The organism is uncultured Algibacter sp., from assembly GCF_947487605.1.
In the GTDB taxonomy this organism is placed as follows: Bacteria; Bacteroidota; Bacteroidia; order Flavobacteriales; family Flavobacteriaceae; genus Algibacter_D.
The window spans coordinates 154617-169603 of sequence record NZ_CANKXK010000010.1 but is presented as its reverse complement, the minus strand read 5'-3'; the positions used below and the strand labels follow the sequence as shown (position 1 = coordinate 169603).

Annotated in this window: 6 protein-coding genes; all 6 read right to left on the bottom strand. The window is 33.5% G+C overall.

Annotated elements, in window-relative coordinates:
* Positions 1 to 245: 245 nt before the first annotated feature.
* Positions 246 to 3797, bottom strand: coding sequence for a discoidin domain-containing protein (locus Q0739_RS12200; RefSeq protein WP_298239020.1), 3552 nt, complete (start codon positions 3795 to 3797; stop codon positions 246 to 248).
* Positions 3798 to 3808: 11 nt separating this feature from the next.
* Positions 3809 to 7342: a glycosyl hydrolase gene (locus Q0739_RS12195; RefSeq protein ID WP_298239019.1), complete on the bottom strand. Its 3534-nt coding sequence runs from the start codon at positions 7340 to 7342 to the stop codon at positions 3809 to 3811.
* Positions 7343 to 7501: 159 nt separating this feature from the next.
* Positions 7502 to 8203, bottom strand: a complete 702-nt coding sequence (locus Q0739_RS12190) for a DUF4998 domain-containing protein (protein WP_298239018.1) — start codon at positions 8201 to 8203, stop codon at positions 7502 to 7504.
* A gap of 74 nt (positions 8204 to 8277) precedes the next feature.
* Positions 8278 to 9603 carry a DUF4959 domain-containing protein gene (locus Q0739_RS12185; protein ID WP_298239017.1) on the bottom strand — a complete coding sequence of 442 codons (1326 nt, stop codon included), beginning with the start codon at positions 9601 to 9603 and terminating at the stop codon, positions 8278 to 8280.
* Positions 9604 to 9625: 22 nt separating this feature from the next.
* Positions 9626 to 11653 carry a RagB/SusD family nutrient uptake outer membrane protein gene (locus tag Q0739_RS12180; RefSeq protein ID WP_298239016.1) on the bottom strand — a complete coding sequence of 676 codons (2028 nt, stop codon included), beginning with the start codon at positions 11651 to 11653 and terminating at the stop codon, positions 9626 to 9628.
* 3 nt (positions 11654 to 11656) lie between these two features.
* Positions 11657 to 14947, bottom strand: a complete 3291-nt coding sequence (locus Q0739_RS12175) for a TonB-dependent receptor (protein WP_298239015.1) — start codon at positions 14945 to 14947, stop codon at positions 11657 to 11659.
* Between the last annotated feature and the right edge of the window lie 40 nt (positions 14948 to 14987).

The window sequence follows — 14987 nt, the reverse complement described above, 5'->3', positions numbered from 1 at the left end:
TTCGGGGTTTTGTTTTATCTAAAATACAACTTATTTTACTGAATATCAAGTATCTGAATCACTTCTGAAAGTGCCTAAAACATAGCTATAATATTTGAATATTATACTAAATTTCAAATAACAGGAAACTGTCTCAAATACTATTATTTTAAGAAGTTTTTAAGAAGAATAAAATTAGCTGGTAAACCATACTATATACAAAAAAAAGGTATAGAATTTATTTTGTTCAAACAAAAAACCAAACCCTATAACTTGATAAGCTTAAGACTAAACTGGTTATTAATAATTAAAAAATAACTTCCTTTTTCTAAGCTTTCAACATTTACAGAATTATGATTATTTATAGCAACAGGGAATTCTTGCCCAAGCAGATTAAATACTTTTACAGAAGTAAGCTCATTTACACCCTTAATATTTATAACACTGCCTTTTACTGGGTTTGGATATAAACTAACTTTGGTTTGATTTAAGGTATTATCATCTGTACTTAAACTGTAACCTGCGGTATATATCTTAGCTAGGTCTGAATACTCAGAAACTCCAATATCATTAAAAGCTGCAATTCTATACGTATGAATACTAGCTGTTTCCAAACCTGGAAGTTCAATACTTTCTGTATCAGCAGATAATGTTGCGACTCTTTGATACGTTCCAGACACAAGTTTTTCAACATAAAACCCATTTTCATCATTAGAAGCGTCTATCCAAAGTATTTCTCCAGTAGAAGTATTTAATAATCCACTTTGAATAATTTCTGGAGCTCTAGGTGGTGATGGTGGTGTAACATCTGGAACTTCAGTATATACACTCAATTCTGCACAAGATGTTAATTTACTATTTGTACCTTCTCCTGTATTAGAAAGTGCCACAAACTTAAGGTAACGCGCTGTTTTAGCTGGAAATGACTCTATAATCTCATCTAGAGTGCTAGTCCAAGTCCCTTGAGAAACAGGAGTACCCCAATCGTTTAAATCTGTTGAAGCATAAAACTCATAACTCGCTACTCTTCCATTAGGATGATCTTGCCTATTATAGAACCCTAAAGCTTTTATATCAATAGTTTCATGCATGTCTATGATAATTTCGTGTGGATGGGTGGATGTGTTATCACCCCAATCTGTAAACCAATAGGTGTTAATATCGCCATCGAAAGTATGCGTTCCGGGATGATCTGGTCTATTACTATCTGTACTTAATAATTCCCAACCTGATCTATCTGGCAGGGTTCTTCCAGCGCCATCAGAAGACACCACATAGTTTGAATATTCAGAAACAATATCTCCAGTTCCTTTTGCTTTTACTCTATAAAATATTTCATCTAGCCCAGAAATAGAGGTATCTGTATATGAAACTACATCTGAACCAACCGAACCTATAACCATGAAATTAACACCATCCTCAGAACGTTCTATATCAAAACCTGTTTCATTAGAAACATTATCTTCCCATTGTAAATCTACTCCAGAAGAGGATTCAGCTGTAATAGCCAATTTAGTTGGAGGCATGATATTGGGTACAACATCTAATTTAAAGTTTAGCACTCCAAATCCATAAGTTGCAAACCTAACCGTATTTGTTCTAGTAATATATTCTACATTTGTATAATCTAATTCGGGTACATTTTCATCATTCATTTCGTACCATCTATCCGCATCAACATCAAAAACCCAAGGTCCACCAGTACCGCATGCTGCAAAAATATATTTTCCATCAGGAGATTCATCAAAGGATCGCATTCTATATATACTTAATCCTGTGTTATGATTAGTAAATGTTTTTCCTCCATCTTCAGAAATCATAAATATATTACCTACCCCAGCATAAAACACTTTATTTTCATCTAGTTTTGATCCTTTTATAACATGTTGATTTTTTTGATAATTATTAGACAAATCATTAGCTCTAGGTTTTGTTGTACTAAATGAGGCTTTTGAAAATGTTGCTCCACCATCTTCTGAATAATAGAAATCACCATTTTTAACTGATACAAACCATTTATTGGTATTGAGTGATGAATAACCAAAGCCTGTTAAGGATTGCGTAGTTAAGGTACTAAAATCAAAATAATGTTGGGTTTTAATAATACTTGCAGCATATGAGTTATACGTTAGTTTTGAAAGCTTAGAGCCACTTGGAATATAAACTGCATCTTCTTTTTGATTTGGTGAAGGAATCATAGGTGCCGCCCACCAAGTTGATGATGAGAAACTATTTGAAACATTTGATGATACTTTATAACCAAAATTATCTCTATGAAAAATAGTTCCGTAATACATCCATGTCCATACGCCACGTTCATTACCAGCCAAAGACACTCTTAATCCATCTGTACTTTTAATTTCTCCTGTTCCTGTTATGCCATCTGTTTCGCGCATTTGCCTAGTTCCGCGGTCTTGAGTTGCCGTAAAAAAAGTATTATAATGCTGACTATTATCTGAATCATACGCCATTTGTGTTGGCGATGTATGGTTAATGGATATATAAGAATCTTTATTATCAGGACTATATGAAATATGACATCCAAAATCGTTGGAGGTAAACATAAAATAGCGTCCATCTTTATGTTTATAGACTTTCATTTGTTTCATATCCCAACCTAACTTATGCGCAAAAGTGTTGTTAAAATTTGCTCCGCTATCTGTAGAATAATAATGATCCAAATAACCTCTAAAAATTACATTCGGCTTTGTTGGATGTACTTCTCTAGCAACAACATCTCCTGATAAAGTCATTGTTGGGGTATTAGTAACCCAAGTTTCACCTTCATCTGGCGAATAATAAATGGTATTTACATCTTGATAATCTCCCGCGGCATAAAGGTGCACATTGCCATTGTACACTGTACCAAAAACTCGCTTAAAAGGATCGGTCTCCATATCATTAGAAAAGCGTTCATCAAACGTATTTGTGGTCGTGTTCCACTTATGTGTTTTTATATTATCTGCAGACCAATCTCTTGTAATTAAATACAAATCTTCAGAATTATGAGGTTTTAGAATACCTAGTTTGCTTGTATTATTTAACGAAAAACTAGATGTATTATAACTTAAACCATTATCGGTAGAATAAAAGGCTTTCCAAGCACCTCCACTAACCTTACCTACAACTACAATGGTATTAACCCCATTTACTTCTGAAACAGCAACTTCATGAGAGGTTGCGTTTAAACTTAACCCTGATGGAATATTCCAAGTTTGCCCCTCATCATCAGAATATTTTATTTTTTTCTCTGAAGACCATAACAATCTAGATGTGGTTGGGGTTGGATTAATGTTATAAAAAAATCCTGAAAAAGATTGCTTTATATTCATCGCTGTCCACTTAGTATTTGTATATGTGGTCTCGTCTTTTTCTATTTTAAACAAATGTTTAGCATGCGTAAACACATAAAAGATGTCTTTTTCCCTATCGTAAGCCGATTCATTCGTTCTATAACTTGTACTAAATCTATTTGGTGCTGAAAACTGTACGTTACTCCAATTACCTGTTACGCTACCGTTGGCATAAGTGGAACTACTATTTACAATCTTACTACTTAAACTAGTTTTACTAAATAAATGATTGCTTTTATATCTTTGTTTTCTTCCTTCTGCAACAGCTAACTCTTCTTTGGTTAATTTTAACTTCGGTCGTTCCTTAGCTTTTTCTATAACAAATTCTTCTTCATTTTCAGACATTAACAACCCATCATCAATATTGTTATCTTCAGAATTGAATAGAAAAACTCCAAACACTAACAATAATAACGAACAAATTACTAGACCTTTATGTATATACTTTAAGATATTCACCATCATATTTAATGCTATTACTGTTTAATAAATTTACCCACACGTTCATTATTTATAATGACTACATACAACCCAGTGGACAAATGCCCCACCTCTAATTTATTACCAACAATACGAGCTTCTTGTTTAGCGCCATATATGTTATATAGTGTAGCAGAAGTTATCTCTGGAATACCTTTAACATAAATTAAATTATCTTTTACAGGATTAGGATATAAAGCTACCTTTTCTAAGGTGTTAAAATCTGTACTAAGCGACGATTGTTCTCCATATAGTTCTATTTCGAATAATCTTATATACTGAGTATCTTGACTTGAGTTAAATACAACACGTATCTTATTAGTAACAGGTTCACCAGAAAAAACACCAGAGGTTACCAAATTACTATTATTTGTTACGTTGACTGTAGTATCTACCCAATTATCGGTAGCATCTAAATATTGTATTTTATACGATTTTGTAGCCTTATTATCCTCGACCATTTTATAAGAGCTAATCTTGTAATTGTCTACTAAATCTATTTCTAAGGTTATAGGGAAACCACCGTTAGTATCAAACCTGAATACCCACCGACCCTCAGTTGTATAATCTTCATCAGTCGCTCCTGCTGGAACATATACAGTATGGTGGTCGTAGCCCCCTGTAGCATTACTATGAATAGTAACAGCTTTATCTTTTGCAATATTTACCAAACTTAAATCAACTGTTGTTGTAGCCATAAGGGAATAGCCAGAATTCGCAACGGCTGGAATAATACTTCGTACTCTATATCTATATTCACCAGAAAACAAAATATCGGTATCTGTATAAGTGGTTATTCCTGCGCCTTCTACCCTATCAATTTCTTCAAAAGTACCACCATCTATGGAGCGTTCAACTTTAAAACCACCTTCAACATCTGAAGTAATTTCCCAAGTTAAATCTACTTCTTCTGCATTTGAATCGAATGTTGCTGTTAGATTATTGGGAGGAGTTAAGGGCTCAAATGTCGTATCGTAAGCTTCTGCAGGATTATAAGCCATATTAGACACCTGATCTCTATATACAATACCATTTTCCGTTAATTGTTTGTCGCTATCAAGTGTTTTATTAAATGGCCAGAAATAAGGGAATATACAATAGCGTTCTACAAAAGGTGCTTCTTCTAACCTTTTTATCATCTCTTTCAATCCCGCAGCATGTTCTGTTTCATCTGCAGGTGTACAACTTGACCAAGGCGCTCCATTACTAAATTCAGTAATCCAAACCGGTCTTCCTGTTCTATCATGTACCGCTTTTGCAAAATTGTAAATGCCTTGACCATTAGTAGTATTACATCCTCTGTAATAATGTATAGCCACAAAATCTACACGGTAATTTAATTCGTCGCACCTATCTATAAAAGGATATAACCAACTGTTTAAACCTCCATCTGTTGGTGCTGGCGACCCTAAACGCAAACCAGATTCCATTAATTTAGGCCATTGTGCTAACACTTGTTCTATAGTAGCATTTGCCTGTTCTGGCGCATTTGGCTCATTATGTCCCAACATATTTGGCGAATCTTTCTTATCCTTAAATAAGGTTAAACTTGGCCAAGATATTTTATGCTTTATTGGTACATATTCTACATCTAAAGTAGAAATTCCATTAGCGTTCCAATTATACTTCCATCCCCCATTAAATTTTGGTGAATCGTTATTTGGATGTCCTTTTTTGTTTGGCCAACGCCATGGTATTACTCTGGCAAATGATACTTCTCCAGCTAATCCATTTGGCATTGTATTTACAGTCAAATCTGCATCATGCGCTAAAAATACTTTACTAAAACCACTACCATTTTCATTTTGAGCCATGGTTACATAGTAACCTCTTTTTACCTTAAAGGAAGCAACAGCATCATTAAAGACTCCTAATTGTGCTATTTTATTGTAAGTGTATGGAGTTAACACCATTGAATTTCCTGTAAGGTTAGGACCATCAAAAATCTCAACAGCTCCATAATCTGGTGCATGAGGAATTACCACAGCACCATTAACATACTGTACAATTCTAACATTTTGATCTAAAACAGCTGGTTGTCCATAAGCTAATACATCTTTTAAATAGGTGTCTCTAACCACCGACGGCAAAATATTTTCGAACATTAACCAAGAATCTTCAGAGTTTATATTTACACTAGCTAAATCTAAAGCATTAGTGGCATCGGTAATTTTTAGTTCTGAAGTTCCTTCAAGTGTCACATTAGAGTAAGACAATTGTGTTTCTGTAACGTTTTGGTCTGTGTAAGTTACATTAGTAATCGTAGCACTTCCAAACACTATTTGATAAATCCTAAGATCTCCATTTTCTGCGGTTACTCTTACTTGATCTGTAGCCGTAACTACAGCTTCACTTGCTAAAAGCGTACCCGTGTTGTCTGTGATTTGAAAACTAGCATAAGTAGCAACTTCTATAAGGCTTTCTAATTGATTTGCTACTATATTTTGTGGTATATCTTCAATAGCTGGCGTTGTTTCGTTTACTGTTCCTACTGCAATTGAAGCAATGGTACTATCCGTTTCTACTGCTCTTAACTGCAACGTAAAATCTGTCATAGCTCCACTAGCACCAGTTACTCTAATTATCATACTATCACTTATAATAGTAGTCCCTTGATTAGAAATAACAGTTTCTGCAACGGCATCTAAAACTTCCAATGTAGCACCCTGTAATAATGTGATATCATTAATAAACTCAGTAACCGTTAAAACTGGAGTTATTTTTGAAATTGTAGTACTTACATTATCAAATTCTGCCTCATCGCTATTTATTGATTTTATAACACTATCATCAGTGGTCATCGTATAAACATGAGCAGTTCCATCTTCTGCAAATACTTTTATAGTTTCTGTACCATCAATAATTGTGTCTGGAGTTACTGCTAAACTTGTATCACTAATTAAAACAACAGTAGCGTTTGAACTAAGCGTTAATGCCGAAATTAAATCGGCTGCAGTAATAGCTTCCAATGGCACGTCTTCAATTTTACTTTCAGTAGCATTTAAAGTTCCAATTGTAGTGCTTATAATATTATTTTCCGAGCTTAAAGATGAAGGATCTACTATTTCTGTTAATTCAATATCATCAAAATAATGCTCACCTCCAGAGTATTGTCTTAATGCTACTCTAAAATTATTAGCCTCCCCTGTAGCTATTTTAACAACAAATGAATATTCTTGCCAACTTGTTGATTGTATATTTACGTAATTATTATAAGTCCATACCGTACCGTTTTGGTATTGAACAGATAAGAAAGCATTTTCTGAAGCTACTGCAGCCTTTCCGAAAAAGTGTACCCTATATGTTTTACCTTCGGTAACAGTAACTGGCTGATTTGTATAAGAATCTCCTGATATTTCTCCAGCATAAGTTCCTGAATTTATATCAACAGTTTGGACAACAAAATTTTTGCCATTAGTCCATCCTGTTTTATCACCTGTTTCAAAACCTCCATTGGTTAATAAATTTTGGCTGACACCAATATTGGTTATAAAAAAAAGGAATGCAGCGAATAATAGTTTTAGTTTCATTTTTTCTCTTTTAAATAGCATATATCATCTAACCATAATCTTTTCTTATTAAGATAGGTTAGGTCAATTTTATTAAAACTTGAGGCAATAAAAGGGTTAAACAATTAACTAACTATTTAACCCTAATCTTAAAATTATTTATTTAATTAGTCTTGTTAACTAATCAATAATATACTCTTCATAATCTGTATAAAATAAATCTATTCCATTTCCAAAAGGTAAATAAACACTTCTAAAGAATATATTTTTTGTGATATCTATGTCTGAAAGATCAAGAGAAAACCCTGCTAGATTATCTGTAGGAAGTGTATAGGTCGCTTCTTCTCCATTGTTATTAGTATATTTAAATTCACTATAAATATAATCTTCGGGTAAGTTTGTACTCATCTCAAACTCTACAGCAAAAATATCATCAACATCAACTACATGAGACGCTATTTGTCTATTGGTTAAAGTTGCTAAATAAATGTCTCCAAGTGCTTTACCTATTTTTGTTACTGGAACAGACTGATTACCAAAACCATCCATTGTTTTTACTTCAAACAAATATGAACCTTCCTCTAGCCCTTCAATAACTTTAGAATATAATTCAACTATCCCTGATGTTACCGTAATATCTATGTCTAATGAATCCTTTACATCGAACTTATCCTCCCATATAATTCTAGCTTTTCTTATAGAAATATCCGAAAGTAATACCCACTTTAATTCAACTCTGTTTTTTCCACTAAACGCAGTTAAACCAAGTGCTTTTTCAGTATATATTTGCTCTCCTCTATCCAAGTAAGGTTGATGCAATTCATTCATTTCAGAGCAATTGTACAAAAGCATAATTACTAATAATACTATTATTTTTTTCATTTCTTATATTTTAAAAACCATAATTAATTTTTATTATGACTCTATTTCTTTTCTATTAATAAATGATGACAGTTTTATTTATCTTTTGGAGCACCAAAAAACTGAATTTCAGCCATAGACATATACTTAAGTCCATCTTCCCACAATTCAATAGGTCTAAAACGAATATATCTATAAGAAGTACCTGGATCTATATTAAATTCAAATGGGTTTTCTCTTGCCCATTCTCGATCTCCAGCAGCTACAGCATTTCCAGGTAAACCAGATAATTTTGTAGTCTCAAACTCTCCAATATACTGCCATCCATCCATACCTTCTTCTCTCCAATTTCCAGTAATATTAGGATCATCTCCATCAGGCCATATATAAGCACCATTAGTTTCTCTATCTATCAAACTTTGGTCATTGGTTCCATATAATTCAAATCGCTTAATTCCTCCTTGCTTATATTGATCAAAAAATGTAGAATGAAAGATAATTCGACTTAATAATGTTTCCACACTCAAATCTAAAGTAATATGCATTGGAAAGTAATTTAGACCTTCCTCAGATTCTAAATCAGCAATCTCTGAATGATAATTTTGAGTAGTCCACTTAGGCTGTTCTTCTCCCCATTTTCCATCAGCAACTTTCTGTATATTATAATTACCATTCCTATAATTGGTTTCTGTTGGAATATCAGTATCCAACTCTAAAGGGGTTATATTATTGTGATCTATTAAAACTTCAAATAATGGTTTAAAAACACCTCTGAGTGTATCGCTCTGATTTCCCCAGCGATCTTTTACATAAAAACCAAGTTCTACATCCACAGTATCCATTCCTCTTACATTGTATTTTGAATCAATTATATTAGCGTCATCATAAACAACGTCATAAGGCACAAAATCTCCAAAATCATCATGTCTTAGTACAGTGATACCAATATTTCTAACCTCTTCTTCATTATCCCAATCTAATAACACTCCTGAAAAATCATCGGTAACTTTTAAAGATTCAAAGATAGCTATATGAGGGGGGGTTAATGGCTCAAATTCTACAGTAACAGCATTAGATTTATTACCACTTGTATCGACAGCGTATATCTCAGCTTTTTGATTGTCTGTTGTCCCAAATCCATCTACTTTTATAGCTTGAATAAATTTAGATGAAGTTGCCCTTCTTTCAGTATTTTCATTAGGGTAATAAACCGCTTCAACATAAGCAAAATCTTCATCGTTAGGTGGAGTATAACGTATAATCGCACCTCCTCCAATAGGTTCAGTAACTATATCTGTAATAACACCTGGAGCTTTACTATCTGTTCCTGGTTGTCCTACAAACTCTTCCTCTCCACATCCTATTAAAACTAATAGGATTATAAGGGTCAAACTAATTGTTTTAGACATTGTTGCTTTCATAACTTTTCTATTTTTTAATAATTTACCATCCTCCATTTTGTAATGTATTAGGGTTCGATAAAATCTCTTCAGTATCAATAGGCCATAAATTATCTTTAAACGTATAATCTGCTGTACCCAAAACTCTTGGTGACTCATAATATTCTTCGGCTGTAGTTCCTAAATAATTCCAACCTCTAAGTGGGCGTATCAAATTATTTTCAGCCAATTTCCAACGCTTTAAATCCCAGAAGCGTTGCCCTTCAAACACTAATTCTATTAATCTTTCTTGTTGAACAATCTCTCTGAAACCAGATTTTGAATTAGGTTTATTAGGCTGATTAGAATAATTTGCCCAAGACTCCACAACGCCCTCTAAGTTAGCACGTTCCCTAACTTTATCAATATAAATGTAAGCGGTAGCTCTATCATCAATCTCATTTAAGCACTCCGCATATAATAAGTATAAATCTGCAAGTCTAATTTCTGGGAATGCATAATTGACAGTAGTAAGCTGACCATTATTATTTATTGTATTTTCATAGTTTGTAAGCTTCTTTGCAAAATAACCTGTATAGGAGCCTCTACCCAAAGATCCCTTAATAGCACTAGACCATTCACTTACTGTATTTCTTGCCTTTAAATAATGACTCTCAAAAGTGGACAAACCACTACCGCCAGCTGTTGTAGTTGTATACCAAATTCCTCTGTCAAAGCCTAAACTTCCATAAAACCTTGTTTCCCTATCAAAATGCAGATTAATCGTTGTTTCGTTGTTTTTTACAAAATATTTATTATCAGGAACTAGATTATTATCAAAATCATCATCAGCAGCAGAGTTGTATCTTCTTAATTCATATCTGTTTCCATAATCCCAATCTTTATCTTCATCAATTGGCACCCCTCGCTTTGTATAAAACATTTCGGCTATTCTTAATGTAGGAGAATAAATTGAAAAAGCCCCTCTTTGATTATCAACAGGACTAGAAACAGCAGTATGTGTTCTTGCCATAGCATGTTGCTGCAATACTTGAGTAGATCCCTTTGTTGAAACAAATAATTTTTCATCTGTCCAAATTTCAGATAAAGAATGCTGAATAGTTAATGTATTTAATACTTCATCTGGTATTTCATCTATATTTACATTATTTGGCAACTTTAATCTAGTTGGATCAAAATTAAATAATTGTACACCAGCTCCTTCAATAATTTCTATAGCCTCTTTACAAGCTTCTGCTGCTAAACGCCATTTTTCATTATCGTAGGTCTGTGGAAACAATGAAACGCCATTTTTGTCAATCATATTGGCGTAATCCCCATTACCATTAAACAACGGACTTGCTCCCATAGTTAAAACTCTTGCTCTAAGTGCTAAAGCACCTAATTTAGTAGCTCTACCTAACTCTTCTACAGGGTTAAAAACTTGGGCAGGTAAATCAGTAGAAGCTTCTAAAAACAAGTCTGCAATATAGGTTACACATTCGTCAACTGGACTTCTAAATTTCTGTATTTCAGACACATCAGAATCAATAGGCAAATTAAAATCTGATATTATTATGGGACCATACATTCTAAATAAATAGAAGTGGTAATAGGCTTTTAAAAATTTAGCCTCAGCAACCCATCTTCTTTTTGAAAATGCATCAATCACTGGTACATTGTCAATTTTTTCTAAAAACGTATTACAATCTCTAATGCCTCTATGAAGATTAGTACCTCCATTAGCTCCAGACCAATAATCCGCTATAGGTCTATCTGCATTTTGACTTCCTATAGCTATGGCTTGCATAGCAAATGTAAAATTGGCTACACCTCCAGTAGGTATCCTTAACACTTCTCTATAGGATTCATCTCCTCCATAAAAAGCTGGGTTATTGGATAAGCTTCCCAATCGTGGCATCCAACTATAACAACCATACAAAAACTTTTCTGCTTCTTCAACATCAGCAAAAGCATTATCAATTGTTGCAATATCATCTGGTACAACGTCTAAATAATCAGAGCAAGACACATAAAAAAACGATACAAACGAAATTATAAGCCTTACTATATATTTTTTATTATGTTTCATTTTTTAAAATTTTAATCTTACACCAATATTAATTACTTTTTGAACTGGGTACTTATAGGGATTTCCTGATAGAGATACATCCCAAGAATCAAATTTGCTAAAAGTTATTAAATTTCTTCCAGAAATATAAATTCTTCCTTCTGCCAATACTGGCATAGCTTTTTTAACAAAATCTCTAGGGATAGTATATCCTACTTCAATCTGCTGTAATCTTAGATACGAACCATCCCTTAACCACCAAGAACTAACTTTTTCATTATTTCTATTTCTAATATGAGAAAACCTAGGATGCAAAGCATAAGGGTCTCTGTTTTCTAAAGACCAATGATCATTGGCGTATACCTCCAATAATTGATTTTCTGATGTCGGTATTCTATCTGCTGTCCATTGAATAAAAGGTGCAGTAGAAAACTGTGCTTTTTGAGTTAAATTATTGCCAAATTTATACTCTTTAGTTCTCTGAATGAAAAATGATTTACGTGCTATACCATTGAAAAAACAGTTAAAATCCCAATTCTTATATCCCACTGAAAGACCAAAACCATAATTAATTTCTGGCGAAGTAGGATAGCCTATAGGTACTTGATCTCCTTCATCTACTACTCCGTCCCTGTTAATATCTTTATATTTAATATCTCCTGGTCCATAAGCACCCTCTAACCCATAAACGTTTTGTGCATATCCAAATTGTTGTGGCGAATTACGAACATCAGCTTCATCAAAAAACAAACGTTCAGCAACATAACCGAAGGTCTGATTAATAGGGAGCCCCACTTTTGATCTCCAGGGTGTAGCTGAAAAATCTGGCTCATCAAACTTTGTACGCTCACTTGTTGCATAGGTAAAGTTTGTAACAGCTTGCATCCAAAAATCGTCATTAAATTGATGATTTCCTTTTATTGAAAACTCAAAACCATGATTTTTAGCTTCTCCAGAGTTAGCTGAGATATTAGTCACCAACCCAAAACTATCTGGGATTTCTGTTCTTGTTAAATAAATATCCTCGCGTACTTCTGAAAAATATTCTACAGTTAAATCAATTTTACTATTAAATAATGCTAAATCTAAAGCAGCATTGAATTTTTTAGCAGTTTCCCAAGTTACAGAAGGATTTGCGTATCTGGAATAGGTTACCCCATTAAGCGTTCTCTGTGGCGTATTAATTCCTTCACCAAAAGTAGCACTTCTTGATCCTGCATTTAAGTTTATATTTGACAAATACAAAAATCTTTCTGATGCTTGACCAATATTATCATTACCTACTAAACCATAAGATCCTCTAAGCCTAAATTTGTTAACTACATTTGACATAGACTCCCAAAAAGGTTCATTAGATATTGTCCAACCCGCCCCGAATGAAGGAAAGAAACCAAAACGTTCTTCTTTAGAAAAACGTTCAGAGCCATTATAACCAAAATTAAGCTCCACAAAATATCGTGTGTCATAGCTATAATTTAATCGTCCTGCCAATCCTAAATTACGCCTAGGTAAAGTTGCTTGCAAATCATCTCCTGTATTGTTTTTTGATTCCCTAGCCGTAGCAACGAGCGTAGCTCCTATGGTGTGTTCATCATTAAATGTTTTATCATAATTAGCAGCAAATTCTCCATAAAACACAGGTGTTACAGTAGTTTTTCTATTGCCAAAATCTAAAGATAAACGTGGACTAGTGCCACCTCTTTCTCCTCCATTTAACTGTTGTAATGTATAGGTATCTTCGAACTTATCATAAACCCCAATATTATAATAATAAGGTTCATACTTTCTATCTACGCTAATAAATGAAGCCAAATCATACCCTAGCTTAACCCTTAGTTTAAAATCTTCAGTTATCTTTTGTTTCAAATTTATCTGTGTTGTAAATCGTGTTCTAGTAGATTCCTTGTACCCTACTATAGATTCAGCATAAGGGTTAATAAATCTTGCCCCTGGTTCATAATTACCAAAAAATATCCTATCAATACCTATGTTGGCAGTATCAGGTTGATAAAAAGCGGGGTATCTCACAGGACTAGTTCTTCTTATCTGATCAAATAACGTAGATGCACCATTTATTGGTCCAGTATAATCATCTATAGCCAAATAGATTTGAATTCCTGCTTGCAAGCTCTGAGTTATATTAATATCATTGTTAGACCTAATTTGAAACTTATTTAAATTAATTCCTGTATTAAAATCACTTCTATCATCAATTTTTAATATTCCAGTATCTTTAGTAAAGGTAGTTGACAAAAAGTATTTAGCTATTTCGCCACCACCAGATACATTTAAATTAGCTCTGTGGTTAATTGAGAAATCTTTAAAAAGCAATTGTGTCCAATCTGTTACAGGCGCTTCGGCTTCAGCTCTTGGATTATCGCGTGACCTATCTATTATATTTTGAGAAAAAAGTTGCACTGGAACAGGAGATCCGTCAAATGGAAGTGCTGCGTCATTATACAACTCCATATACCTAATAGGATCTGCATACTTAATATCCTTCACATTCGAAGAGTATGAGGTTTCGTATTTGAATGACACCTTAGCTTTACCCTTTTTTCCTCTTTTTGTAGAAACTAAAATTACTCCATTCGCACCACGAGAACCATATAAAGCTGCTGCAGATGCATCTTTCATTATTGAAAAATTATCAATATCATCAACATCCATTCTAGCCAAATCATCCTTACTGGATTCCAAACCATCTATGAGAATTAATGGCCCAGTTACAAAACCAAAGGAAGCCACTCCCCTAATAAAAAACTCTGCATTATCTGCGCCTGGTTCCCCTGTAGTTTGAAATGATATTAAACCAGGTACTCTACCAGAGAATGACGCTGTTAAATTACTTGCAGGTATTTTTAGTTCTGATGGTTTAACCGTTGTTATAGCTGCTACAACACTTTCTTTCTTTTGCGTACCAAAGGCAACAACTGTTACAGCATCTAACTCTGCTGTATCTACTTGCAGAACGATATTTAATCTTGTCTTTCCAGCTACAGATACTTCTTGTTTAATAAATCCTACATAAGTAAACACCAAAACATCTGTTGGCTTTACTTTAATAATAAAATTGCCATCAAAATCGGTTGTTGTTCCTCCTTTAGTTCCCTTTACAGATATGTTTACTCCTGGCAATGGAGAGCCATCATCTGAGGCCGTAACTGTTCCTTCTACTATTGTGTCTTGAAAGTCAGCAGTCACATTTGCTTTCTCTAACACTAAATTATAAGCATTGCTTTTTTCAATACTTAGCAAGAAAAAAACAGAAAGAAAACAAGCGGTCTTAATTAAAACTCTTGAATAGTTTCTCATTAATTTTAAATTAGTTTGTTTATTAGTTTAACATTCTTTT